General features: G+C 62.2%; 27 protein-coding genes and 1 pseudogene. 6 read left to right on the top strand and 22 right to left on the bottom strand.

Features of this window, described 5'->3' with window-relative positions; genetic code table 11:
• Window positions 1-8 precede the first annotated feature (8 nt).
• Window positions 9-1,814: a cation:proton antiporter gene (locus QQ992_RS05655; protein WP_286112544.1), complete on the top strand. Its 1,806-nt coding sequence runs from the start codon at window positions 9-11 to the stop codon at window positions 1,812-1,814.
• Window positions 1,815-1,817: 3 nt separating this feature from the next.
• On the opposite strand, the gene QQ992_RS05650 is transcribed toward QQ992_RS05655, so the two are convergent.
• From QQ992_RS05650 to ffh, 6 genes are all read right to left on the bottom strand, one after another.
• Window positions 1,818-2,225, bottom strand: a complete 408-nt coding sequence (locus QQ992_RS05650) for an acyl-CoA thioesterase (protein WP_010952562.1) — start codon at window positions 2,223-2,225, stop codon at window positions 1,818-1,820.
• Between the two features lie 94 nt (window positions 2,226-2,319).
• Window positions 2,320-2,670, bottom strand: coding sequence for a 50S ribosomal protein L19 (rplS, locus tag QQ992_RS05645; RefSeq protein WP_003252148.1), 351 nt, complete (start codon window positions 2,668-2,670; stop codon window positions 2,320-2,322).
• Window positions 2,671-2,712: 42 nt separating this feature from the next.
• On the bottom strand, window positions 2,713-3,465 hold the full coding sequence (trmD, locus tag QQ992_RS05640) for a tRNA (guanosine(37)-N1)-methyltransferase TrmD (RefSeq protein ID WP_087502637.1): 753 nt from the start codon (window positions 3,463-3,465) through the stop codon (window positions 2,713-2,715).
• Between the two features lie 3 nt (window positions 3,466-3,468).
• On the bottom strand, window positions 3,469-4,005 hold the full coding sequence (rimM, locus tag QQ992_RS05635; protein ID WP_016712999.1) for a ribosome maturation factor RimM: 537 nt from the start codon (window positions 4,003-4,005) through the stop codon (window positions 3,469-3,471).
• Between the two features lie 5 nt (window positions 4,006-4,010).
• Window positions 4,011-4,262 (bottom strand): 30S ribosomal protein S16, encoded by a 252-nt coding sequence (rpsP, locus tag QQ992_RS05630; RefSeq protein ID WP_008094480.1) that lies wholly within the window; start codon window positions 4,260-4,262, stop codon window positions 4,011-4,013.
• A 248-nt stretch (window positions 4,263-4,510) separates the two neighbouring features.
• Window positions 4,511-5,887 carry a signal recognition particle protein gene (ffh, locus tag QQ992_RS05625; protein WP_012270758.1) on the bottom strand — a complete coding sequence of 459 codons (1,377 nt, stop codon included), beginning with the start codon at window positions 5,885-5,887 and terminating at the stop codon, window positions 4,511-4,513.
• 290 nt (window positions 5,888-6,177) lie between these two features.
• Here ffh and QQ992_RS05620 point away from each other — a divergent pair, with 290 nt between their 5' ends.
• The 3 genes from QQ992_RS05620 (at window position 6,178) to QQ992_RS05610 (ending at window position 9,779) form a co-directional block, all read left to right on the top strand.
• Window positions 6,178-6,987 (top strand): cytochrome C assembly family protein, encoded by an 810-nt coding sequence (locus tag QQ992_RS05620; protein ID WP_110742207.1) that lies wholly within the window; start codon window positions 6,178-6,180, stop codon window positions 6,985-6,987.
• A 9-nt stretch (window positions 6,988-6,996) separates the two neighbouring features.
• Window positions 6,997-8,202, top strand: coding sequence for a transporter associated domain-containing protein (locus QQ992_RS05615; protein ID WP_286112542.1), 1,206 nt, complete (start codon window positions 6,997-6,999; stop codon window positions 8,200-8,202).
• Window positions 8,203-8,477: 275 nt separating this feature from the next.
• Window positions 8,478-9,779 carry an MFS transporter gene (locus QQ992_RS05610; RefSeq protein WP_286112540.1) on the top strand — a complete coding sequence of 434 codons (1,302 nt, stop codon included), beginning with the start codon at window positions 8,478-8,480 and terminating at the stop codon, window positions 9,777-9,779.
• Between the two features lie 71 nt (window positions 9,780-9,850).
• On the opposite strand, the gene purT is transcribed toward QQ992_RS05610, so the two are convergent.
• The 5 genes from purT to QQ992_RS05585 form a co-directional block, all read right to left on the bottom strand.
• The gene (gene purT / locus QQ992_RS05605; RefSeq protein WP_198752067.1) at window positions 9,851-11,032 is read right to left on the bottom strand and encodes a formate-dependent phosphoribosylglycinamide formyltransferase; all 1,182 of its coding nucleotides are present in this window, start codon (window positions 11,030-11,032) and stop codon (window positions 9,851-9,853) included.
• A 76-nt stretch (window positions 11,033-11,108) separates the two neighbouring features.
• A complete protein-coding gene (locus QQ992_RS05600; protein ID WP_060497399.1) occupies window positions 11,109-11,576 on the bottom strand; it encodes a 7-cyano-7-deazaguanine/7-aminomethyl-7-deazaguanine transporter in 468 nt (155 codons plus the stop codon).
• 197 nt (window positions 11,577-11,773) lie between these two features.
• On the bottom strand, window positions 11,774-11,971 hold the full coding sequence (locus QQ992_RS05595; RefSeq protein WP_016713006.1) for a DUF1289 domain-containing protein: 198 nt from the start codon (window positions 11,969-11,971) through the stop codon (window positions 11,774-11,776).
• Window positions 11,961-12,485 (bottom strand): gamma carbonic anhydrase family protein, encoded by a 525-nt coding sequence (locus tag QQ992_RS05590; protein ID WP_286112539.1) that lies wholly within the window; start codon window positions 12,483-12,485, stop codon window positions 11,961-11,963. Before QQ992_RS05590 ends, QQ992_RS05595 begins: the two co-directional genes overlap by 11 nt.
• A gap of 44 nt (window positions 12,486-12,529) precedes the next feature.
• Window positions 12,530-13,129, bottom strand: a complete 600-nt coding sequence (locus QQ992_RS05585) for a CoA pyrophosphatase (RefSeq protein WP_105946864.1) — start codon at window positions 13,127-13,129, stop codon at window positions 12,530-12,532.
• A gap of 123 nt (window positions 13,130-13,252) precedes the next feature.
• On the opposite strand from QQ992_RS05585, the gene QQ992_RS05580 reads away from it, so the two are divergent.
• Window positions 13,253-13,810, top strand: coding sequence for an NUDIX hydrolase (locus QQ992_RS05580; protein ID WP_286112537.1), 558 nt, complete (start codon window positions 13,253-13,255; stop codon window positions 13,808-13,810).
• A 24-nt stretch (window positions 13,811-13,834) separates the two neighbouring features.
• Entirely contained in the window at window positions 13,835-14,389 is a 555-nt protein-coding gene (locus QQ992_RS05575) for a L,D-transpeptidase family protein (protein WP_105946866.1), read from the top strand.
• Window positions 14,390-14,423: 34 nt separating this feature from the next.
• On the opposite strand, the gene QQ992_RS05570 is transcribed toward QQ992_RS05575, so the two are convergent.
• The 11 genes and pseudogenes from QQ992_RS05570 to gspF all read right to left on the bottom strand — a co-directional run bounded on the left by QQ992_RS05570 (window position 14,424) and on the right by gspF (window position 24,785).
• Window positions 14,424-15,530 carry a type VI immunity family protein gene (locus QQ992_RS05570; RefSeq protein ID WP_286112535.1) on the bottom strand — a complete coding sequence of 369 codons (1,107 nt, stop codon included), beginning with the start codon at window positions 15,528-15,530 and terminating at the stop codon, window positions 14,424-14,426.
• The gene (locus QQ992_RS05565; protein ID WP_286112533.1) at window positions 15,523-16,833 is read right to left on the bottom strand and encodes a VRR-NUC domain-containing protein; all 1,311 of its coding nucleotides are present in this window, start codon (window positions 16,831-16,833) and stop codon (window positions 15,523-15,525) included. Before QQ992_RS05565 ends, QQ992_RS05570 begins: the two co-directional genes overlap by 8 nt.
• Window positions 16,834-17,505: 672 nt before the next feature.
• Window positions 17,506-19,218, bottom strand: a pseudogene (locus tag QQ992_RS05560) (type VI secretion system Vgr family protein); the annotation flags it as partial.
• Window positions 19,219-19,476: 258 nt separating this feature from the next.
• Entirely contained in the window at window positions 19,477-20,136 is a 660-nt protein-coding gene (locus tag QQ992_RS05555) for a general secretion pathway protein GspN (RefSeq protein WP_286112530.1), read from the bottom strand.
• A complete protein-coding gene (gene gspM, locus QQ992_RS05550) occupies window positions 20,133-20,519 on the bottom strand; it encodes a type II secretion system protein GspM (protein WP_286112529.1) in 387 nt (128 codons plus the stop codon). Before gspM ends, QQ992_RS05555 begins: the two co-directional genes overlap by 4 nt.
• Window positions 20,516-21,592 (bottom strand): GspL/Epsl periplasmic domain-containing protein, encoded by a 1,077-nt coding sequence (locus QQ992_RS05545; RefSeq protein WP_286112528.1) that lies wholly within the window; start codon window positions 21,590-21,592, stop codon window positions 20,516-20,518. The genes gspM and QQ992_RS05545 overlap by 4 nt, the downstream gene beginning before the upstream one ends.
• Window positions 21,589-22,179: a prepilin-type N-terminal cleavage/methylation domain-containing protein gene (locus tag QQ992_RS05540; RefSeq protein ID WP_286112527.1), complete on the bottom strand. Its 591-nt coding sequence runs from the start codon at window positions 22,177-22,179 to the stop codon at window positions 21,589-21,591. Before QQ992_RS05540 ends, QQ992_RS05545 begins: the two co-directional genes overlap by 4 nt.
• A 152-nt stretch (window positions 22,180-22,331) precedes the next feature.
• Window positions 22,332-22,700, bottom strand: a complete 369-nt coding sequence (locus QQ992_RS05535; protein WP_016713015.1) for a type II secretion system protein GspI — start codon at window positions 22,698-22,700, stop codon at window positions 22,332-22,334.
• Window positions 22,697-23,128, bottom strand: a complete 432-nt coding sequence (gspH, locus tag QQ992_RS05530; RefSeq protein ID WP_286112526.1) for a type II secretion system minor pseudopilin GspH — start codon at window positions 23,126-23,128, stop codon at window positions 22,697-22,699. Before gspH ends, QQ992_RS05535 begins: the two co-directional genes overlap by 4 nt.
• Before the next feature lie 2 nt (window positions 23,129-23,130).
• Window positions 23,131-23,565, bottom strand: coding sequence for a type II secretion system major pseudopilin GspG (gene gspG / locus QQ992_RS05525; RefSeq protein ID WP_016713017.1), 435 nt, complete (start codon window positions 23,563-23,565; stop codon window positions 23,131-23,133).
• 17 nt (window positions 23,566-23,582) lie between these two features.
• Complete coding sequence (gspF, locus tag QQ992_RS05520; RefSeq protein ID WP_286112524.1) at window positions 23,583-24,785, bottom strand: type II secretion system inner membrane protein GspF; 1,203 nt, start codon at window positions 24,783-24,785, stop codon at window positions 23,583-23,585.
• Between the last annotated feature and the right edge of the window lie 2 nt (window positions 24,786-24,787).

Below are 24,787 nucleotides of genomic sequence, written 5' to 3'. Positions count from 1 at the left end.
GAGCCCACATGAGCGAAGAGCAGATACTACTTAGCGTCGGCGGCATCGGCGCCGCTGCACTGGCCTGCCAGTGGCTGGCCTGGCGCCTGAAGCTACCGGCGATTCTGTTTCTGCTGCTGACCGGGATCATTGCCGGCCCGGCACTGGGCTGGCTCGACCCCGAGGCGTTGTTCGGCCCGCTGCTGATGCCGCTGGTGTCGCTGGCAGTGGCGCTGATCCTGTTCGAAGGCAGCCTCACCCTGCACCTGTCGCAGTGGCGCGAAATCGGCAGCGTGGTGCATCGCCTGGTCACCGTGGGCGCGCTGGTCACCTGGCTGGTCATCGCCCTGGCGACCCACTGGCTGCTGGGGTTCGACTGGCCGCTGGCGATTCTGTTCGGCACCTTGACCCTTGTGACTGGCCCCACTGTGATCGTGCCGATGCTGCGCGTGGTGCGGCCAAAGTCGACCATCGCCAACATCCTGCGCTGGGAAGGGATCATGATCGACCCCATCGGTGCGCTGCTGGCCGTGGTGGTGTACAGCTTCATCATCGCCAGTGCAGACGGCAATGGCCTGTTCCAGAGCCTCACCACCTTTGCGGGGGTCATTTTCTGCGGTACCGCCCTGGGTGCGGCCGGGGGTTGGCTGCTGGGGCAGATCATGCGCGAGCAATGGCTGCCGGAATACCTGCACAACCTCGCATCACTGGCGGCGGTGCTGGGTATTTTCATCGCCGCCAACCAGATCGTGCACGAGTCCGGGTTACTGGCAGTGACCGTGATGGGCATGTGGCTGGCCAACATGCGCGGGGTGGATGTGCGGCAGATCCTGCACTTCAAGGAGAACCTCAGCGTACTGCTGATTTCCGGCCTGTTCATCCTGCTGGCTGCGCGCCTTGACCTGCATGCCCTGCTGGGCCTAGGCCCGGCGGTACTGGCGTTGTTGCTGGTGATCCAGCTGCTGGCACGCCCGCTGAACGTGTGGCTGGCCACACTGGGCTCGCCGCTCAGTTGGCGGGAACGGGCACTGCTGGCCTGGATTGCCCCGCGCGGTATCGTTGCCGCCGCCGTTTCAGCGATTTTCGCCATCCGCCTTCATCAGGCCGGGCACCCGGACGCCTTGCTGCTGGTGCCGCTGACCTTCGCCGTGATCATCGGCACGGTGGTACTGCAAAGCGCCACGGCCAGGCCGCTGGCACGCCTGCTCAAGGTCGCCGAACCGGCGCCCAGTGGTTTTCTGGTGGTCGGTGCCAACGAGCCGGCCCGGGCCATCGCCAAAGCCCTGCAGCAATTGGGCTGTCGGGTTTTGCTGACAGACTCCAGCTGGGAAAACATTCGCGCCGCGCGCATGGACGGGCTACCGACCTACTTTGGCAACCCCGCCTCGCAACATGCCGACGCGCACCTGGACCTGGTCGGACTCGGGCACTTGCTGGGGCTGTCTCCCGCTGGCGAAATCAACGCCCTGGCCTGCGCAAGGTTTCGCCATGACTTCGGTAACGGCCGGCTGTTCGTGCTGGCCAGCGGCCTGGAGAAGCAACGCAGCGACAAGCACCGAGCTACCGAAGAGCATCGGGGGCATCTACTGGGGGCCAGCCCGATGACCTATCTGCAACTGGCCAACCGCCTGCATCAGGGCGCCGAACTGTACAGCACCAACCTGACCGAAGGCTTTGGCTGGGATGCCTACCAGGCTCTGCATGGCGAGCGTGCACACTTGCTGTTCGCGCGCGACGGGCATGGCTGGGTGCATGTCGCCAGCCCCGACAACCCGCTACAGCCACAACCGGGATGGACCCTGGTGGCGTTGATTGAGCCTGCCCCGGAGCCCTGACACTCAAGCGCCCGGGAGCACTGGCACCGGGCGCTTGTCCTCGTCAATGGCGACAAAGCTGAACACACCGTGAATGGCCCGTTCGCGGCCGTCCAGGTACATGTTCTCGACAAACACGTCCACCTGCACCTGCAAGCTGGTATTGCCGACCTTGATTACCGTGCCTACCAGTTCGACGATCGAGCCCGCCGGAATCGGGTGCTTGAAGTCGATGCGATCGGTGGACACGGTCACCAGCGGCAAGCGGCAGAAGCGCGTGGCGGCAATGAACGACACTTCGTCCATCCAGGCCAGGGCGGTGCCGCCGAACAGGGTGTTGTGGTGGTTGGTGGTGTTGGGGAACACCGCCTTGGTCACGCGAGTCACCGACAATTCGGTGCGGCGCTGGATTTCCTGGTCTCGGGTAGTCATGGCATTCACATTTTCGGGGTTTCAAAACGCAAAAAAGCAGCCCGAAGGCTGCTTTTTTCTCGCTAGGCGGCCTCGGCCACCGGGCAAACTGTACTCAGGACAGTTTTTCCTTGATGCGAGCGGCTTTGCCGGACAGGTCGCGCAGGTAGTACAGCTTGGCTTTACGCACGTCACCACGACGTTTCACGGCCAGGCTGTCGATTTGCGGGCTGTAGGTCTGGAAGGTACGCTCTACGCCAACGCCGCTGGAGATCTTGCGCACGGTGAAAGCGCTGTTCAGACCGCGGTTACGCTTGGCGATAACAACGCCTTCGAACGCCTGCAGACGGGAACGCTCACCTTCCTTCACTTTAACCTGAACGACAACGGTGTCGCCTGGTGCGAAGGTCGGGATTTCCTTGCTCATCTGCTCGGCTTCGAGCTGCTGGATGATCTTGTTGGTCATGCTGTGCTCCTAAGATGGATACGCGATCCACCATCGATACGTTTAACTATCGTCCCGCTCGCGGAGGTATTCCTCGAGCAGCTTCTTCTCTTCTCCAGAAAGCGAGCGACTTTCCAGAAGATCGGCGCGTCGTTCGAAGGTCCTACCAAGGGACTGCTTCATCCTCCAACGCCGGATATGTGCATGGTTGCCACTTAGCAACACGTCGGGAACACGCTGATCCGCATACACCTCAGGTCGGGTGTAGTGCGGGCAATCCAGCAGACCGTCGGTGAAGGAATCTTCTTCCGCCGAGTCCACATGCCCTAAAGCTCCGGGCAGCAGCCGTGTAACCGCATCGATCAGTACCATGGCCGGCAGCTCGCCACCGGAAAGCACATAGTCGCCAATCGACCACTCCTCATCGACATGAGCCTCGATAAAGCGCTCGTCGATGCCTTCATAACGACCGGCGATCAGGATCAACGATTCCTGTTCGGCCAGGCCTTTGACCGCCTGCTGAGTCAGCTTGCGGCCTTGTGGCGAAAGGTAGATCACCTTTGCCGTTGCTCCGGTCGCTTGCCTGGCGCTAACCAGGGCATCTTCCAGAGGCTTGATTTTCATCACCATGCCCGGACCACCGCCAAACGGCCGATCATCTACCGTGTGGTGACGATCTGTGGTGTAGTCCCGCGGGTTCCAGCAAGTCACCTGAAGCAACCCCTGTTTCACCGCGCGGCTGGTAATGCCGTACTCCGTGATGGCCGAGAACATCTCGGGGAACAACGTGATGACGTCTACGCGAAGGTTACCCATCGTTTAGAAGTCCGCGTCCCATTCAACCCGCATCACGCCTGCTTCCAGGTCGATGTTGAGCACGCATTGCGCCGTATAGGGCAACAGACGCTCGCGATCATCCAGGCTGCCTGCGCAGGGCTTGACCACCATTACATCGTTCGCACCGGTCTCCAACAGGTGATCGACCTTGCCGAACAGTTGTTCGTCCTGGTTGATGACCTTCAGGCCTTCCAACTGGTACCAGTAGTACTCGTCGGCCGCCAGGTTGGGCAAAAGGCTCCGCGAAATGCAGATTTCATAACCGCTCAGAAGACGGGCTTCATCGCGATCCTCGAGGCCTTTCAGCTTCACGACCAGGCCCTTTTGGGAGCCACGACCGCTGACCAGCTCGACCTGCTTTACCTTGCCTTCGTGCCGAAGCGTCCAGCGCGGATAATCCAACAGGTTTTCAATCGGATCGGTAAAGGAATACACCTTCACCTCGCCGCGAACGCCGTGAACCGAAAAAATCTTGCCGACGACGATGAGGTCATCAGCCTTTTCTGGCGTCGCGTTCATACTGTTCAGGCAGCGGCCTTGGCAGCGTCCTTCAGCAGCTGAGCAACGCGCTCAGACGGCTGTGCGCCCTGGCTCAGCCAGTAGGTGACGCGCTCTTGGTTGACCGACAGCTTGACTTCGGCGCCCGATGCGATCGGGTTGAAGAAGCCAACGCGCTCAACGAAACGGCCGTCACGGGCGTTACGCGAGTTGGTCACGGTCAGGTGGTAGAATGGGCGCTTTTTCGAGCCGCCACGGGCCAGACGAATGGTTACCATGTGAACATCGTTCCTATAGTCGGTGTTGCAGTTTGTACTGCAAATCTGAATGCCAAATAGGCACACGGGTGCCCAAAAGGCCGCATATTCTCGGGGAATACACGGACATTTGCAAATGACTTTTTCGGCAAGGCCCTGCCCCACCGTCCAGATTTGCCGGTTGCGCCGCGAAATCCGCGGCCGTTGCCCCGCCAAGGCGGGGGTTCTGGGCACCTGCCCGACAAAAGGCAGGCGCCCGGAATAGAGGTTTACAGCTTCGGCATACCGCCGCCAGGCAGCATGCCGCCCAGGCCGCGCATCATTTTGGCCATGCCGCCTTTGGCAGAGAATTTCTTCATCATCTTCTGCATCTGCTTGTGCTGCTTGATCAGCCGGCCGATGTCCTGCACCTGAGTGCCGGAACCCAGGGCGATACGGCGCTTGCGCGAACCGCTGATCAGGTCAGGGTCGCGGCGCTCGGCCGGGGTCATGGAGTTGATGATCGCTTCCATCTGCTTGAACTGCTTCTCGGCGGCGCCTTGTGCGTTGCCCATCTGCGACAGGTTGACCCCACCGATGCTCGGCAGCTTGTCCATCAGGCCGCCCAGGCCGCCCATGTTCTTCATTTGTTGCAGCTGGTCACGGAAGTCTTCGAGGTCGAAGCCCTTGCCTTTCTTCAGCTTCTTGGCCAGCTTGTCGGCCTTGGCCTTGTCGATGGTCTGCTCGGCCTGCTCGATCAGGCTGAGCACGTCGCCCATGCCGAGGATGCGCGAAGCGACGCGGTCGGGGTGGAACGGCTCAAGGGCCTCGGTCTTCTCACCCATACCGATGAACTTGATCGGCTTGCCGGTGATGGCACGCACCGACAGCGCAGCACCGCCACGGGCATCACCGTCGACCTTGGTCAGCACCACGCCGGTCAGCGGCAGCGCCTCGCCAAACGCCTTGGCGGTGTTGGCGGCGTCCTGGCCGGTCATGGCGTCGACCACGAACAGGGTCTCGATCGGCTTGACCGCAGCGTGCAGCGCCTTGATCTCGTCCATCATGTCGGCGTCGATGTGCAGACGGCCGGCGGTGTCGACGATGACCACGTCGATGAACTTCAGCTTGGCTTCGCGGATGGCCGCTTCGGCAATGGCCACCGGCTTCTGGCTGATGTCGGACGGGAAGAAGGTGACACCGATGTCGTTGGCCAGGGTTTCCAGCTGTTTGATCGCCGCCGGGCGGTAAACGTCGGCGGACACCACCATCACGCTCTTTTTCTTGCGCTCTTTAAGGAAGCGCGCCAGCTTGCCGGCGGTGGTGGTCTTACCCGCGCCCTGCAGGCCGGCCATGAGCACGACGGCTGGCGGGGCGGCGTTCAGCGCGAGGTCTTCGTTGGCCGCGCCCATCAGGCTTTCCAGCTCGGCCTGGACGATCTTCACGAACGCCTGGCCCGGGGTGAGGCTGCGCGACACTTCGGTGCCGACCGCACGTTCCTTGACGCTGTTGACGAAATCCTTGACCACCGGCAGGGCAACGTCGGCCTCGAGCAGGGCCATGCGCACTTCGCGCAGCGTGTCCTTGATGTTGTCTTCGGTCAGCTTGGCCTTGCCGGTGACATGGCGCAGCGTCTGTGACAGGCGGTCGGTCAGGTTTTCGAACATGGTGATCCTTTCAGGCCCAGTAAAAGCCGAGGTTTGTCAGGCGCCCAGGGGGAAATACACACCCGCCGGGCACAGCAAGGCGGCGATTATAGCGAAGTGCGGCGGCGGCGCACACCTTGGCTTCCGAGCGGCAAGCTCTAAGCCACAAGCCACAAGCAAGAGCTGATGCGCGTGATGGCTGCTTTTTCTTGAAGCTTGCAGCTTAAAGCTTGCAGCTTAGAGCTAGCGGCTTCCAGCTTGCAGCTCACTATGCCAAACTCCGTCTCTTTAAGGCTCGCCAACCAGGACTTATGGTCTCCTCACCCAGCCTCATCCCCAACCTGATCGCCGCCGGCCTCTATATAGCAGCGGCCATCTACCAGGGCACGCACCTCGCCCAGGGCCGCAAGGCCGACAAGCGTCTGCTTGGCCTGCTGGGTGCCTTCGCGGTGCTGGCCCAGGCCGGCGCACTGTTCTTCCAGCTGATCACCCCGCTGGGCCTGAGCCTGGACTTCTTCAGTGCCGCCAGCCTGATCGCCGTGGCCGTCATTGCCCTGACCCTGCTGGCCTGCCTGCGCATACCGGTGGAAAACCTGCTGGTGCTACTGTTCCCGCTGGGTGCGGTAACCGCGCTGCTGGCCCAGTTCGCGCCACCCGGCACGGTGCCGCTGATCAACGAAGAACCCGGCATCCTCGCGCACATCCTGCTGTCGATCCTGGCCTACGGGCTGTTCACCATTGCAGTATTCCAGTCACTGCTGTTGCTGCTGCAGGACCGCCAGCTGAAGAACAAGCACCCGTCCGGGCTGATCCGCAACTTCCCGCCCCTGCAAACCATGGAAAGCCTGTTGTTCGGCTTCCTCTGGGCCGGCTGGTGCCTGTTGTCGCTGTCGCTGATCTCTGGCTGGCTGTTCCTCGACAACCTGTTCGCCCAGCACCTGGTGCACAAGACCTTGCTGGCCTGTGTCGCCTGGGTGGTGTTCAGCGTACTGCTGTGGGGCCGCACCCGCCTCGGCTGGCGCGGCCACAAGGCTATCCGCTGGACGCTGGCCGGTTTCTGCCTGCTGATGCTGGCCTACTTCGGCAGCAAGCTGGTTCGCGAATTCATCCTGCATATCTGACGGCCGCCCATGGACACCCTGCCGTACGCACCGCTATTCGGCACCCTCGCACTGGCCCTGTTGTGGTCAGCGCTGTTCACTGCCGTGGATGCCGCCCGCCTGCAGCTCAATGGCTCGCTGCGCACCCACGAAGACGGCACGCTCGCCCTGCCGGCCCAGGCCCTGGTGCTGTGTGCCAGCCTTGGCAAGCTGCTGGTGCTGGGCCTGGCCTGCCTGCTGGGTCAGCGTCATAGCGGCGAGCACGGCTTCTGGCTGGCGGGGTTGGCCGCTACCTTCGCCTTGCTGGTATTTGCCGAGTACCTGCCACGGCGCCTGGCCCGGCGCAACCCACAGGCGTTCGTCAGCCTGGGTGCCAGCCTGCTGAAAGTGCCCCTCGCCCTGCTGCAGCCGCTGGCCTGCCTGCTGGACGGCTTCGCCAAACTGCTGCTGCGCCCGTTCCGCGTGCAACCAACCGCAGTGGCCTTGCACCCGCAGGAAGTCGATGACTTCGACGAAGACGAAGAACACGAAACACCCCGCCACGGGCTGCTCGACGGCCTGCAATCGCTGGACAAGATCACCGTCAACGACATCCTGGTACCGCGTAATGAAGTGGACGGCATCAACCTCGACGAGCCGATCGAGCGCATCATCGAACAGCTGATCGTCAGCCGCCACACCCGCCTGCCGGTGTACCACAACGACATCAACCAGGTTGAGGCGATCCTCAACACCAAGCTGATCAGCCACCTGCTGCCCAAGGCCGAACTGACCCTGGAGGCGCTGCACAGCGCCTGCTACGAACCCTATTTCGTGCCGGAAAGCACGCCGCTGCAAATGCAGCTGCTGAATTTTCACAAGCAACAGCGCCGGCTGGGTGTGGTGGTGGATGAGTACGGCGAGGTGCTGGGCATTGTCACCCTGGAAGACATCCTCGAAGAGATCGTCGGCGAGTTCGAGGACGAGCAAAGCCTGGACAACCCCCATGTACACCCACAGCCCGATGGCACGTTCGTCATCGATGGCACCGCTTCGCTACGCGAAATCAACCGTACCCTGGGCTGGCACCTGCCCTGCGACGGCGGGCCGAAAACCCTCAACGGGCTGGTGACCGAAGCGCTGGAGAGCATCCCGGAAAGCGCCGTTTGCCTGAAGATCGGCCGCTATCGCCTGGAAATCCTCGAAACAGAGGACAATTGTGCCAGCAAGGTACTGGTGTGGACCGTGACCCGATAGCTATACTCGGGTCACGCTTACCCAGCCCCGCCGTCCCGCCTGCTACCCGCACCCGGCGCTACACGGCCAGTCCGCTCCACTGACACGCCCTGCGGTCCTGCTTCAACACCCCGAACAGAGCCCGCCCCGCCCCTATCCCCCTTGGGCTATCGTCAGTCGGGCGCACACAACAACAAAACGCTCCGGCGTCCGCGCATCTGTGCCTGCCCTTTTGCATTGCACATCGTCGCGGGCAAAGCCCATGGAGCCGGACCAGACTGTTAGGGACCTACTTAATGACAACCAGCAGCACCTATGCCGAAGCGCCTGCCGCGCCGGTCAACTCGCCGGCACGGGTGGCCACAGCCAGCTTTATCGGCACCGCCATCGAGTTCTACGACTTTTACGTTTACGCCACCGCCGCTGCCCTGGTGATCGGCCCGGTGTTCTTCCCGTCGGGGTCGGGCACTGCGCAGATGCTGGCGGCGTTCCTTACCTTTGGTATTGCCTTCCTTGCCCGCCCATTGGGCTCGGCGCTGTTCGGCCACTTTGGCGACCGCATCGGCCGTAAATCAACCTTGGTCGCCTCGCTGCTGCTGATGGGTGTGTCCACCACGGCCATTGGCGTGCTGCCAGGCTATGACAGCATTGGCGTGTGGGCGCCGATCATCCTCTGCCTGCTGCGCTTTGGCCAAGGCCTGGGCCTGGGCGGTGAATGGGGTGGCGCGGCGCTGCTGGCCACCGAGAACGCCCCGGAAGGCAAACGCGCCTGGTTCGGCATGTTCCCGCAACTTGGGCCGTCGATCGGCTTTCTGGCTGCCAACGGCCTGTTCCTGACCCTGGCCCTGGTGCTCAGCGACGAGCAGTTCCGTGAGTGGGGCTGGCGTATTCCGTTCCTGCTCAGCGCCGCGCTGGTGCTGGTGGGGCTCTATGTGCGCCTGAAGCTTGAAGAAAGCCCGGTATTCGCCAAGGCCGTTGCCCGCCACGAGCGGGTGAAAATGCCGGTGGTCGACCTGTTTTCCAAGTACTGGGTGCCAACCCTGCTGGGCGCTGCGGCCATGGTGGTGTGCTACGCGCTGTTCTACATCTCTACAGTGTTCTCACTGAGCTATGGCGTGACCGCACTGGGCTACAGCCGCGAGACGTTCCTCGGCCTGCTGTGCTTCGCGGTGGTGTTCATGGCCTTGGCCACGCCGCTGTCGGCCTGGCTCAGCGATCGTTACGGGCGCAAGCCGGTGCTGATCGTCGGTGGCCTGCTGGCGGTGGCTTCGGGCTTTACCATGGAACCGCTGCTGACCTCGGGCTCGACCACCGGTGTGGCGCTGTTCCTGGCCATCGAGCTGTTCCTGATGGGCGTGACCTTTGCGCCGATGGGGGCACTGCTGCCTGAACTGTTCCCGACCCACGTGCGTTATACCGGCGCTTCGGCGGCGTATAACCTGGGCGGGATTGTCGGGGCTTCGGCGGCACCGTTCTTTGCCCAGAAGCTGGTGAGCATGGGTGGGTTGAGCTGGGTGGGAGGGTATGTGTCGGCGGCGGCGGTGATCAGCCTGATTGCTGTGCTGTGCCTGAAAGAAACCCGCAATACCGAGCTGTAAGCCTCTAGCTGCAAGCTGCAAGAGATACGCGCCCTCTTGCAGCTTGCAGCTTGCAGCTTGCAGCTTGCAGCTTAAAACTCGACCTTGACCGCCTGCGAAGCGCGGGTCGCCTTGGCCCGCGCCAGCTCGACCGACTCGTCACGCGCCAGGCACACGCCCATGCGGCGGGTGCCGTTGATTTCCGGCTTGCCGAACAGGCGAATGGCGGTATCCGGCTCGCTCAGCGCTGCGCCCAGGTTGGCGAAGCTGGTCTGCTGCGACTGCCCTTCCGGCAGGATCACCGCCGAGGCCGACGGACCAAACTGGCGCACCACCGGAATCGGCAGGCCGAGAATGGCACGGGCATGCAGGGCGAACTGCGACAGGTCCTGGGAAATCAGGGTGACCAGGCCCGTGTCATGCGGGCGTGGCGAGACTTCGCTGAACCACACCTGGTCGCCCTTCACGAACAGTTCCACGCCAAACAGGCCACGACCACCCAACGCATCGGTGACCGCCTTGGCCACGCGTTGGGATTCGGCCAGCGCTTTCGGGCTCATGGCCTGCGGCTGCCACGATTCCTGATAATCGCCCTTCTCCTGGCGATGACCAACCGGCTCCAGGAAGGTGGTACCCCCCACATGGCGCACGGTCAGCAGGGTGATTTCGTATTCGAAGTCGATAAAGCCCTCGACGATCACCCGGCCCTTGCCAGCGCGGCCGCCTTCCTGGGCGTAGTCCCACGCCTTCTGCAAATCGGCATCGCTGCGCAGCAGGCTCTGGCCCTTGCCCGACGAGCTCATTACTGGCTTGACCACGCACGGGTAGCCGACATCGGCCACGCCCTTGGCGAAGTCTTCATAGGTGTCGGCGAAGTGGTAGGGCGACGTTGGCAGCTCCAGCTCTTCGGCGGCGAGGCGACGAATGCCTTCGCGGTTCATGGTGAGCTGGGTGGCACGGGCAGTCGGCACCACGTTGAAGCCTTCGTTCTCCAGCTCGACCAGGGTGGCGGTGGCGATGGCTTCGATTTCCGGAACGATGTAGTGCGGCTTTTCGGCTTCGATCACGGCCCGCAGGGCCACGCCATCGAGCATGTTGACCACGTGGCTGCGGTGCGCCACCTGCATGGCCGGGGCATTGGCGTAGCGGTCGACGGCGATCACCTCGACGCCCAGGCGCTGCAGCTCGATCACCACTTCCTTGCCCAGCTCGCCACAGCCGCACAGCAGTACACGGGTCGCGGTGGGCGACAAGGGGGTTCCGATACGGGTCATTTCAGGTCCTCGAAGGCATCCGGGGCCGTACCAGGCTTGGTACGGCCCGCTGAAAAAGGACCGCTATTCTACACCATCAACCGGCAACGGCGGCCCGCCGGGCGCGAAATGCCATGGCCAGCCACACGGCGGTGACACCGGCAAACTTCGAGGCCATGGCGGTGCCGACTATCGCAGGCGTCAGGGCGCCGATCATGCCGAAGAAGATGAAGGTATCCACCGGAATGCTCAATGCCGAGCTCAGCCACAGGCGGTCGCGCAGCGGCCGGCGGGTGATGCTGAACACCAGCCAGTCGATCAGCTCGGAAATGAAGAACGCGGTGGCGCTGGCCAAGGCGATGGCCGGCTCCGAGGTGACGTAGGACAGCACCAAGGCCACCAGCATGGCCACCAGGGCGCCGTGGCCGAAGCGGGTCTGCACCATGTCGCGCAGGATGAACACCAGGCCGCCCCAGGCGGACCAGATGATGTCCAGGTGCGGGGCGCTAGAGAAGGCGTAGTTGATCAGCACTACGCTGCTTATGTAGGCAATCAGATAGAACATGGCGAGTCGTCTGTGGGCAAGCCCTACAGATTACCGCTGGCTTCTTCGACAGGCAACGGCACTCCCTGTAGGAGCGGCCTTGTGTCGCGATGGGCTGCGAAGCAGCCCCAAGATTTCAGCGCAGATGCACAAATTGCAGGGGGCCGCTTCGCAGCCCATCGCGACACAAGGCCGCTCCTACAGGGTTCTGCATCAACCTACAGGATGAGGCCGGCGGCTACTGCCCGTTCATGGCAAAGCTTCAACACCGCCCGCCGCTCGTCATTGTCCATCCGCCCCCAGCGGCCAATCTCCGCCACGGTACGCTGGCATCCGGTGCAGATATCCTGCTCGTCGAGCGCACAAATGCTCACGCACGGCGAGGCTACCGGCCGCTCTGCAACATCACTCATCATCAACCACCAGTTCCTGCGCATAACGCCGGGCATTATGCACATAGTGCGCGGCGCTGGCTTCGAGCATGCGCTTCTGTTGCTCGGTCAATTCACGTACCACCTTGCCCGGCGAGCCCATCACCAGCGACCCATCGGGGATTTCCTTGCCCTCGGCGATCAGTGCATTGGCGCCGATGATGCAGTGCTTGCCGATGCGCGCGCCGTTGAGAATCACCGCATTGATACCGACCAGGCTGTAGTCGCCCACCGTGCAGCCATGCAGCATGGCGTTGTGGCCAACGGTCACGCCCTTGCCCAAGGTCAGCGGCGAGCCCATGTCGGTGTGCATCACCGTGCCATCCTGCACGTTGCTGCCCTCGCCAATGTCGATCCGCTCGTTATCCCCGCGCAGTACCGCGCCAAACCATACGCTGGCATCGGCCTGCAGGCACACGTTGCCAATCAGCGTGGCGTTGGGTGCGGCCCAACTGGTGGGGTGGCTCTCGACCCGCAGGTCGCCCAGGCGGTATTTCATGCTTGCTCCTCAGGCTGGAACGCAGACGGCGGGGTTGGCCCCGCTCAGTTTTCGATGTAACGCTCAGGGGGCTGGTGCAGGCTGATGCCGGCATCGAACAACACGTTGACCAGTTCCACGATCATGATCGCCGACAACCCCCAGATCTTGTATTCGCCATAGCGGTAGCTGGGCACGTACCAGCTGCGCCCCTGGTAATCGATACGGTGGGTATGGTCGCGCGGGTCCTGGCGGAAGAATTCCAGCGGCACGGTGAATACTGCCGCGATTTCGGCGTCGTTGGCGCGGTATTCGACGAAGTCGGGAATAACCCCGACGAATGGCGTCACTTTAAGGCCATGCAGCGAAATCAGCGGGCTGAGCGGGCCGATCACTTCCACCAGCCCCGGCGGCAGGCCGATTTCTTCTTCGGCTTCACGGAGCGCGGTGAACACCAGGTCCGGGTCTTCCGGGTCGCGACGGCCACCGGGAAAGGCCACTTCGCCACCATGTGTGGACAGGCCCTTGGCGCGCAAGGTAAGGACCAGTTCGGGCGCTTCGCTGCGGGTAATGGGCAAAAGAACCGCCGCTTCAGGGAACCGCCGGTCGGTTTCCAATGATGCGGGTTGGTGGTTGCTCATTCGGCGAAGTAGCTCGTCCAGCATTGCGCACACTCGTATCCAAGGCCTGCCTTGCATGATGCACCAAAGCCGCGAAGCACCCAAGCCCCTGCGCTTGCGGCGGCCTTGCCGGCGCGCCAAGATAGCCCCAAGCATAAGGACCTCCACATGAAATTCTGCAGCGCGTGCGGCCAGCCAGTCATACAGCGGATCCCCGAAGGCGACAGCCGCCTGCGGTATGTCTGCGAGTCTTGCCAGACCATCCACTACCAGAACCCCAACATCGTTGCTGGCGTGTTGCCAACCTGGGGCAGCCAGGTGCTGCTATGCCGGCGCGCCATCGAGCCACGCCGGGGTTACTGGACGTTGCCCGCCGGCTTCATGGAGAACGGCGAAACCCTCGACCAGGCCGCCCGTCGCGAAACTGTCGAGGAAGCCTGCGCCCGGGTCGGGTCGATGAGCCTGTACCAACTGTTCGATTTGCCGCACATCAACCAGGTGCATGTGTTCTTCCGCGCCGAGCTGGCGGACCTTGCCTTTGATGTGGGTGTCGAAAGCCTGGAGGTGCGCTTGTTCGAACAACATGAGATACCGTGGGGCGAGCTGGCTTTCCGCACCGTCACGCGCACACTAGAATGCTACTATCGCGACCGCATCGGGCAGCACTACCCCATTGGCCATGAGTACCTGCCGCCGATGAACGTCTCGACCACGACCTCTACATAGAAAAGCCTTCAGGGATACCGTTACATGCGTTGGTTGCTTGCCCTTTTCTGCCTTTGCGTTACCTCGGTGTCCCAGGCGGCCTTCACCGAGACCATCATCCGCAAGCCCGTACCGGCAGCGCAAACGCCTTCGCCTTCGCAGCAGGCCATGCAACCGCTGATCGACAAGGTGCTGGTGATCAAGTCCGAGCGCCGCCTGCAGCTGATCAGCCGTGGCGAGCCGCTGAAAACCTACCGCATTTCCCTGGGCAAGCAGCCCAAGGGCGCCAAAGAGCGCGAAGGCGACAAGAAAACCCCCGAAGGCCTGTACTGGCTGGACTGGCGCAAGCAAAGCGACCGTTTCAACCTGGCCATGCACATCAATTACCCGAACATCAGCGACGCCGCCCGTGCCACCCGCGAAGGGGTGAGTGCCGGCAGCATGATCATGATCCACGGCACGCCGATCAACGACGAATACCCGGAATGGTACTTCCATACCCTGGACTGGACCGATGGCTGCATTGCCATGCGTAACCGTGACATGCAGGAAGTGTGGGACCTGGTGCGGGATGGGACGTTGATCGAGATTCGGCCTTGAGGCCAACAACAGCTTTTTCAGACAACGGTGCTTGCTAACTGCCTGGCAGCTTAGCGTTTGAAGTTGCCAGAAAGTCATCAAGAATGCGCTTGCGATTGGCCACTTGTTCTCTTTCGGCTGCGGAAACATACCGATAGCGCAGAGGCGCTGTGGGCAGCGCTTTCCCCGGAGGCAGATCAAACCTTCTGAGCCAGGCATTGCTGATGAGCTGGGTCATGCGCGTTTCTCCCGCGATGGAGCCGTAATGCAACGCGCCTATATCTTCCACTCGCAGGCTTTTGATCAGTTCATTGACCCTGACATAGTGTTCAGGTTTCTCATCAAAGCCAACCTTCCAGAGTGCAGGCCAGTCCCCGGCACGCAGCAAAGTGCCCTTAGGCAAATACTGAACGCCTATCCTGATGTCATCCAGCTTCGCCAATAACGCGTCCTGAGTACCCAGCTTGCTCATCCAGGCGCTGTTGATGTAGGTGTACCAATTCAGGTTGCTATAACCTGACCGCCAACTTGGGTTGCCCCGAGGCCGTGCGAGATCCAGGCCTTGGTAGGTCATAGCCACTTCATATTCAACGTGTTGGAAATCCTCCCACTGATAAGTATGTTGCACCCCCAGCCCCGCAGCGGCATGCAGGGGTTCAAGCGCGCAGCACATTTCATGCAGTAACGCTTCAAATCGTTCCTTTCTGCCTTGCAGAATCTCCGCGACAGGCAAATAGAAACGGAGGGTAGTAAAGGTGCCATGAACTTCCTCCATCCAACCGGCAGGCGAATAGCCGTCGATCATGTAATCCGGCACGTTGCCATAGCCCTCTACAGACGCCCAGCGAAAAGCCAGCGGCTCGGCGAATCCGTCACCCGCCAAGTAAGCCAGCGTTGCTTTCACGCTGGCTGGGGAGTAGTCATGCGCCAGCATGTCCTCTGCGCCCCTGTATCCCCACTTCAGTTTGTCACCGTGGTAACGGCAGAATATTTCCACGGCATCAACGATGCGCTGCCGCCCTTCGGGTGTGTAGGATTTAGTTATCTGAAAGGATGCAACCAGACCCACATTGATGACTACAGACTCCCCATCCAGTTCATCGTAATAGACGAAGTCATTACGATGGGAAGCGAACGCTTTGTTGAACTCATCTTCACTCATTGGTATTCACCGAAGCATTTTCCCAAATGACATAATTCTGTGCAGAAGCGGGCATCTGATACACGTTCCAGTCAATCGCAGGGTACTTCTGCGGCTGCGTAGCCTCATCGGGTGGATCGGCGAAAGCAGGTGCAGACACAGCTGCTGAAGCGGGTAGAACCTTTCTCGCAACTGCTTCTATAACAGCGCGATAGGGAACGCTTTGACCTGCACTTTTCGCTACAACTGTTCCTGTAGCCACGACTCTGGCGGGTACCACAACGTTGGCAGCAGCGCCTGCCGCTGCAGCAACAAAAGGAGCGGCTAAAACTATTTCAAGGCCAGCTATCGCGCGGCGATTCTGGGCCTCGATCAGCCTGGGGTCGGGTGCAGCCTCCCATTGCGGGCCTTCAACGTGCGGTAACTGGCCGCCCAGAAGCCGACGCGCTTTTTCATGTTCTTCATCAATGCGCCCAACCAGCAGCTTGTTTTTTTCGATGCTCATTCGAGAAGCCAGGCTGGTCACTTGCTGAACAGGCTTGTACACCGGGTCTTTCTCGCTGCCTTTTACCCACTCACGCCACTGCTCCCTGTCTGCACAGTCACAGGTCTCGGTATACAGCACGCGCAAGCCAGCAGGCCCTGCAATGATTTCGTAAGCTTCCTGCTGAGCAGGAGACAACACGTCACCCGGGAATTTCATTTCAATGACAGACTTTAAATTCGCCTGGCTGTACTGAGCCTCACCAGGGTTGTCATAAACCTTCAAACGCAGCACATCGGGAATTCGCAAAAGCCCCTTGACCTTGCCACCCTTAAGGATCCTCACAATTCGTGGGTCAACTTCAACTTTCTTGCCATCTTCCTCCAGGGTCCACGACAGGACATTTTCCAACTCTACCTTGTCAAGCAAATCAACTTCCACCAACAATGCTGATAGACCGTCCAGAAGCCGGTTCTTCATCAAACTGTATTTCGATAGCGGAAATGTACTTGGCCGAAAAGGTTCGTCCTTGCTCATGACCGGGCTTGGCGGCCTGTGGCTCATATTGAATCCGACTTCCCCGCAATAGGGAAAACGGTAGGCGAAATTCTCATTATCAAGGCGAACCCAGGTTGAAACGCGACGCTGATACATGGCACGTTCGCCATCACTCCGAATATAAGGAAAGCGTCGTGCATAGCGGGCTTTCTCGCACAGGTACCACAGGTCTGGCGGGTCGGTGACGGGGACGATCACACCAACAGCAGTGGGTTTTGCAGTGGTCAACGCCCGGCCGTTTCTAGGGCGGCCTGCCATCTTCCTTTCATTCCGTTCTTCCATCTCTACACTCACCTTGATTCAGCGTTTGAAATCGATTTCCAGCCCCTCTACATCGTCATCCCAATAACTGGCTTGCAACGTTAGCGAATTAGACGTATTAGATAATGGAGAAACCTCAAACACTTCATTGAAGCTCGAGTTGAAAGTTAGCGTTCTTCCTGACTCATCCGTCATCGCTCGAAATATTTTCCCGTTAGCCCGTTTGACTTCATAGGGGTGACCGGCCATAGGTAGCCCGGTATCGGGACTAATAAATCGGAAAAATTCCTGAAGGGGCCCGGACGGTGATACACCTTCTCCTACCCAGTGAGCGTTACCGACAGGCTGTGATTGAACATTGACCCTGCCTTTCAGGTTGATTGCCGTTGCCTCTATCGTTACGCCATTTTCATCAATCAGAATTCGCCCCGTTGGCCCTACCAACGACAGTCGTTGGCCTGCACGGACGGTTATTTCGGTTGAGCGCGACTCGATGGACTCTTCAACGGTCAACTTAAAGCGCCCTGCTACCTCATGGCTTGAATTACCCTCGGTCGAACACACATGATGCCCAACCGTCTTTTCATGACGATCGCCGCCCACATGGCTGGTTGAGTGCTGCCTGGTGATCGTTTCCTGATTACGCCCGGTCACTTGGATACGGTCCTGGGTAACTTCTATTCGCTGGTCGCGCCCAACGACCGTGAGCTCGTCATTCTTCACCTGTTTCGAGCGGTCATGCCCGACTTCAACACGCTCGTCATTCCCCACCCATTCGCAACGGTCATGCCCAACGCGGGTTGTTTCATCATGCTTGACCACATTGTTCTGGTCCTTTTCAGCATGAATGAAAACCTCTTGTTTACCCAACTCATCCTCGAAGCGCAGTTCATTGAAGCCATCGCCCTTGTGGGTCTGGCTCTTGATGGTCATGCGAGTCTTGTGGTCGGGTAGGTCATAGGGCGGCAACTGGTTGCCGCAATAGGTACGCCCGGTAATCATCGGCTGGTCCGGGTCGCCGTTGACGTACTGGATGATCACGTCCTGGCCGATGCGCGGGATGGCCATCGAGCCCCAGCTGCCGCCGGCCCAACCTTGGGACACTCGCACCCAGCAAGAACTGAACTCGTTGTCCTGGCTCTCACGGTCCCAAGGGAAACTTACTTTGACCCGCCCCCACTCATCGCAATAGATCTCTTCACCGGGCGGGCCGACCACGGTCGCCATGTGCGGCCCATCGACCCGAGGCCGCTTCAGCGGGGCTGGGCGCCACTCGGTTCTGCCGGGCACGAGTTGTGCGGTTTGCACGTACCGCGTGCCCTGGTCGGCACCGGCGGCTTCTTCTTGCAGGCTGGTGAACTGGCTGCCTTCATGGGTGACAGTGTTAACCCGCCAATGCGCGTTGAGGTCGTCGCGCGGGTGACCTGCCAGGGTGAAACTGAGTCCCGGCTGCAAGCGCACATCGTCACCTTGTACTTCGGCGATTCGAACATCATGGCGCAGGGCGGTAATGCGGTTTTCGGTGAATGGCTTACCTGCCACGTCACGTTTGTAGCGGCCTGGGTAATCGAAGCGTTCGTACTCGCCAGACTGGTGTTCCAGGAAGGGGCCGGACGCTCTGTGTTCCTGGCGGTAGGCCGGGTTGGTGAAGGTGTAGTCACGCTGTACCTGGCGCGCGGTGCGTACCTGCTCGCTGTAGTGCAAGCGGCGCAGGCAGGGAATTGGCTGGTCGCCCCCACTGTCGGACTGGTACAGCACGGTGTCAGGGGTCAAAGGGGTGTCGCCTTTGTCGAAGCCCTCGTCTTCATCCTCGGCCTTGATGGCCCCATGGCTGATCAACCCCAATGATTGCAGCCGGTCGGTAATGATCAGCTTGTGCAGCTTTTCACTGTGTGCGAAGCGATAGACGAAGCCTTCCTCTGCCGCCAGCCGTGCGATGAACGCAAGGTCTGTCTCACCCGCCTGCACACAGAACTCGCGGACCTGATGATCCTTGCTGGCGCGCAGTTCGTACTGGGTAATGCCCTGGCGCTTGAGCATCAGCTCTAGTATTTGCGGGACGGATTTCTGCTGAAAAATACGCCAGTTCGAGCGCAGGTTGGCGCGGGCCAGCAGCGGCTCGACCACGGCACGATAACGCGTGCGGCAAAACCCCGTTTCACCTTGGGTGAATGTACTGACCAGCCCATGCACATGGCGCAGCGGGCGCTCGCGACCCCAGATGGTAAAAAGCGCAGGCTTGTCCAGGACGTGGCCGAAATCGACGGTGTCTTCATAGCTGACCAGTTCCAGGCTCAACTGGAAGGGTGTGCTGACAGCTTCGTCGAGGGTGAAGGAGACCACCTCAAACCCGACCTTGCTGGCAAGGGGCTGAAAACTGAAGCTCAAGTCCGACTGCCTGTACATTGCCTTTTCTTCCCACATCTATGAATGGCAGCAATGGCAGACCACAACGGCGTAGCGCTGCAATCCACGAGTCGCCCGCCTTTGAACCCGCCTGCGGGGCGAAAAGTGAGGACTGCTCGAAGACTAAGCAGGGAGGGGATTTTTTTAAATGAACCATGCGTTCACTCATTACACGTGAAGCGTAGGAGGTTACTTACAGCTCAGGATGGCGCCTTGTAGCACCTCTGGAGCCGAGCGCTGCACGCCAGGCATGGGCTGCTACCACTGCAAGTCGCGTTGCCCTGCCAGCGCCTGCGGCCCCAGCCACTGCGCGCCGCGCAACAAGGGCGTCAAAGCAGCCTCCGGTTGCAACTCGAATACCAGCTGCGCCCGACGCCTTGGCAGGTCAGCATCCACGGCCAACTGATGCTGCCCCTGCTGCGCCAGTTGGCCATGCAAGCGCCAGCCACTGCGGCAGTCCATTTCCAGCCAGCCCTGCCCCAGGCCCAGCGACCAGGGTTCGCTCAGTGCCAGATCACTCACTGTTACGCGGCCCTCGCTGGTCAGGCACTGGCGCCCTACCCCGTTCAGGTGCACTGCGCCCTGCCACTGCCCAGCCAAGCGGTAATCAGCCGCCACCGTAGCCTGGGGCCCCATGGCCGCTGCTTCCAGCCGCCAACGCCAAGGCCAGCCTTCGGCACGCAGCTGCCAGGCTTGCCCTTGGAACCCCAGCTGCGCAGTGGCCTGCATGCGCCAAGGCTCCACCGACCAACGCAATGGCCCGACTGGCCCCAACCGTTGTGCGTGACCTTGCCACAGGCTGCCACGGGCATCCTGCATTGGCAGGCCGAGCCCGCGCGCCACCCAGCTAGCAGGTAGCTCCATCAACAGTGTCACGGCGAACACGAGTAGCACCCACGCCGCAGCTTTACGGCTCATGGCTGCACCACCAGATCGAAGCGCAACACCTTGCCTTCCTGCTCCAGCCCCCATTGCAGCGGCTGCACGCCTTCGGTGCGCAGGGCCTGCAACCAGTCTTGCAACGCCCGCTCATCGGCCACCTGCCCGCGCAGGTGCCAGGTTTTGTCTTGCTCATCGACCTCGGCCAGCGCCACCCGCCGCGCCTCGGCCGACTGCTTCAAACGCTCCATGCTCAAGCCAGGGCCACCCTGCAAACTGGCGGCTTGTTCAGCCAGCCCCTGCCACTGGTTGAGTTCGCGCCATTGTGCCAAGCCACCGCGCAGGGCGAGGAAGGCCAGCAACACGGCAATCAGCAGCCAGGCGAACGTCAACCGATGACGCTGCATCCAGTCGCGGTTCATACGGCTGCTCCCAAGTCGAAGATCACTTCGCCACTTAGCACCTGCACGGCGGCGCCAGCTGCGTTGGCCATGTCTTGCCAAGGTGGCGCGGCCCCCTCGCCCGCCAACCGCACGTGCCAGCGCTGGCCATCGAAGCGCACGGCTTGCAGGCGCCAGCCGGGGTGATCCCGCAGCCACGCCTGCAACGTTGCCTGCAGGTCTTCGAGCTGGCGTGTGCGCACTTGCTGTTGCAACCCACTTTCACGCAGGCGCTTGAGGGCCTGAGCGGCGTACCGAGGGCTGGCCTGCTCGCCTGTCACGGCAATGACCTGGGCGCGCCAGAGTTGCGCCTGGCGCCATTGCTGGCTCAACCACAGGCTGCCCCATACAGCCGCCAGTACCAGGCAAGCCGTCAACAGCCGTTGCTGCGGACGCGAAACGACAGGCAATGAAGGTGCCTTGCGGCCACGCTCGAACAAGCCAGGCAGCGAATCGAGGGGCGCCAGCGCGCTTGGCCAGTCGCCACTCAGTGACACCTTTTGCAGGTGTGCCCAAGGTTGCTGCGGTATTTCTCCCAGTGCGTCCGGCCACGCCAGCCAGTGTTCCTGTTCGTCTTCGCCCAACCCTTTGTACAAGGACACGCCGGGTGGGCGCTGCCAGTGCCAGGCAGTGCCTGCTTCTACCGCTGGTAGCAACTGCGGCTCTGCCCAGCAACGCGCCACTTGCAGGCCCCATGCGGCACACTGCCCGCGCCAGCCCTCCAGTTTCTGGCGTGCCACCACCAGCAGACGAAGGTGCCCGGGTTCTCGGGCCAGGCAGGCACAGGCCACTTCGTCGGGCGGCTGCAGCAAGCAGTCCTCAAGCAGCAACGACCACTCTTCACGCTTGAGCCCCGGTGGAGCCGGTACGCGGAAGCAGCTGCACGCCTCGGCCGGTAGAATCAGTGCAACCCGGGCTTGCAGGTTTGCCGGTGGCTCGCCCTGCCCTTGGCGCTGCACGACGCCGCCCTCGGTCAGTGCCCAGTGCCAGACAGCGCCGGGGCGCAGCAGCAACCACGGCTGAGCCGGCGTTCGTCGCCGCCATTCAAATTTCATGAGCGCCCCCACGGGAGGGCGAACGTGCAGACATAGGGTGCTCCATCACGCTGCAATTCCAGGCGCACACCACGGCCGGGATGCGCGGGCTGGTCGGAAGGCCAGGCCAGCCAGCGGCCGCCCTGGTAATAAAGAACGTTCATCACGCTGACCCGGTCGAGGTGCTCGCGTTGTATCCAGCGCGGGGCGGTGGCCGCGTACAGGTCGGCCGAGCTTTCCAGCAGCAGGCGTTGATCGCGGGCCTCGAAGCGCAAGCGTTGGCGCTGCAGGCGCGAGCCGCCCTCGGCCTCTGGCAGGCCGGTGGCGGCGACCCATTGCAATTGGTGGCTTGCCGGTTGCCAGTCCAGCCAGCGGCTGGCCAAGGGCAGGCGCTGGTCATAGAGCCGGCGCAGCACCGGGCTGTCGAAGCGGCGCTCCAAGGCCAGGCAGAAGTCCAGCACAGAGGTTTGTTGGGTGGTCACCTGAAGGCGTTCGCGGACCTTGAGCCAGCCGTTAACCAACGCGGCGAGCATGATGCCGAGCAAGGCTGTCAGGGCCAGGGCGACCATCAGCTCGATCAGGGTCAGGCCGGCCTGGCGGCTTTTCATGGGCCGGATTATGTGCTGCTGGGAACACTGGCCCCCTGTGGGAGCGGGTTCACCCGCGAAGAAAACACCGCGGTGGATGGCACCGGCTTTGCCGGTGTTCGCGGGTAAACCCGCTCCCACAGGGACCGCGCAGGCTGCAAGACGTCTGCTCGTCATGGGCGCTCCAGAAACACGGTGTACTGGCCCAGCGGCAGGCGCTGGTCACGGTCGGCGAACAGTTGCAGCTCGCCCCGGCGCAGGTCGCGCACGCCGGTGCGGCGCAGTTGCAGTTGCCAATGGCACGGCTGGCCGCCCTGGCTCAGCTCGCCGTTAGCCTGATTGGCGGCAGGCCAGAACTGCTCGACGGCGAAGCGGGTTTGCAGCTCACGCGCGCACAGCAGGCCAAGGCGATGCTGCTGCAGGTTGTCCTGCACGGCCAGGCGCTGACGCAGGACCTGGCTGGTGATCACCGCCAGAACAGCAGCGATCGCCAAGGCTACGGTCACCTCCAGCAAGGTGAAGCCACGCTGACGTTGCTTCATGGCGCCACCTGCAAGCGACCATCGCGGCCCCAGGCCCATTGCTGGCTGCCATCGGCCCAGCGCCAGATCACGCTGCCCGGCTGTGCCCAGCCATGCGGCGTGAACATCAGGCGCGGCTGCGGGCTGGCGGGCCAGTCCGGGTGCAGGCCCTTGGGCCAGTCGCCCACCGCAACGGCTTCGACGACCCAGGCATTCCCCTCGCGCCGCACAAACTCCGGATGCTGGCCATTCCAGCGCAGCCCGCGCAGTTGCCCGGCATGTCGGGCCAACGCGGCCTGCGCTCGGGTTTCGGCCGCCAGGCGCCGCAACGCCTGGTCGACATTGGCTTGACCGCTGCCAAGCCCGGCCACCGCCAGGCCCGTCATCAGGCCGGCGATGGCCAGCACCACCAGCAATTCGATCAGGCTGAAGCCCCGCTGACGGCGCACCTTTACAGTTCCCAGTTACCCAGGTCGGCATCCTGGCCTTCCCCCCCCGGCAGGCCGTCCGCGCCCAGCGAGTAAACATCCACCCGACCATGCTCACCGGGCATGCGGTACTGGTACGGAGTGCCCCACGGGTCTTCCGGCAGGCGGCGCACATAACCGTCGCTGCGCCAGGCCCGTGGCAGCGGTTCCTGGCTCGGTTTTTTCACCAGGGCGGCCAGGCCCTGCTCGCTGCTGGGGAAACGCAGGTTGTCCAGCCGGTACATGTCCAGCGCCTGCTCCAGGGTGGCCAGGTCGGCCATCACCTTCTGTTTCATGGCCTTGTCCTGGTTACCCAGCACGCTGGGCGCGACCACGGCGATGAGCAGGCCGATGATGAAGATCACCACCATGATTTCCATGAGGGTGAAACCGCGCTGGCGGTTGCGTCGATGCAGCATGGCAAAACTCCTTGTCGTCACAATTGCAGGCCCTGGTTGAGTTGCATGATCGGCAGTAGCACCGCCAGCACGATGAACAGCACCACGGCGCCCATCACCAGGATCATCAGGGGTTCGAACAGCGCCATGGCGGTATCCACCTGGCGGGCAAAGCCGCGCTCCTGGTCGTCGGCCACGCGTTCGAGCATGTCGGCCAGGGTGCCGCTGGCCTCGCCGCTACCCACCATGTTCACCAGTAGCGGCGGGAATTGCTGGCTGGCATCCAGCGCTCGGTGCAGGCTGGTGCCGCCCTGCACTTGCTGGCGCACCTGCTCCATGGCCAGCCGGATGCGCCGGTTGCCGACGGTTTCGGTGGCCACTTGCAAGGCCTCGAGCAGGGCCACGCCACTGCCACTGAGAATCGCCAGGCTGCGCGCCAGGCGGGCGCTTTCCAGCACCTGCAGCAGGCTGCCGATGCGCGGCAGGCGCAGCAGCAACTGGTCGCGGCGCAAGCACCAGTGCGGCTTGCGCAGCAACCAGCCGCCGAGCACGCCAAGCACCAACGCCCCCCCCAACAACCACGGCCCGGCGTGTACCAGCCCCTGGCTCAGGCCAATCAGCAGCGAGGTGATCAGCGGCAGGCTTTGCCCTGCGTGGGCGAATTGTTCGGTGAGTTTGGGCACGACGAAGGTCATCAGGCCGACGACCACGGCGAGTGACACGCCCATCAATACGGTGGGGTAGATCAGCGCAGTACGGGCTTTGTGCTGCTGGCGCTGTACCTGCTCCAGGTGGTCGGCCAAACGTGTCAGCACCTGTGCCAGGCGCCCGGAACGCTCGCCGGCCTCGACCAGTGCGCAATACAAACCCGTGAACGGCGCCCCCTGGCGCGCCAGGCTGCGGGCCAGGCCCAGGCCTTCGGCGAGCGATCCACGCAGGGCCACCAGCACACTGTGCAGGGCAGGCTGGCGCAGTTGGCGTTCAAGGGTCGCCAGCGCATCGACCAAGGGGATGCCAGCCCCGATAAGGGTCGCCAGCTGGCGGGTCAGTTCACAGAGCTGGGCGCGGCTTAAACGCTGGCGCCTGGTTTGCCGGGCTCCGGCTTCCTGGCGCTGCAACTGGCGGGCGAACAGGCCCTGCTCGCGCAACAACTGGCGTGCATGGCGCTCGCTGTCGGCTTGCAGGCTGGCCTTGTGCGCTTTGCCGGCGAGGTCGACGGCCTGGTAGCGATACGTCGGCATGC

Origin of the sequence: Pseudomonas kurunegalensis, from assembly GCF_030291635.1 — a bacterium.
GTDB classification, from domain to species: domain Bacteria; phylum Pseudomonadota; class Gammaproteobacteria; order Pseudomonadales; family Pseudomonadaceae; genus Aquipseudomonas; species Aquipseudomonas monteilii.
The sequence above is the reverse complement of the archived record's forward strand: the minus strand, read 5'-3'. Positions and strand labels throughout refer to the sequence as shown.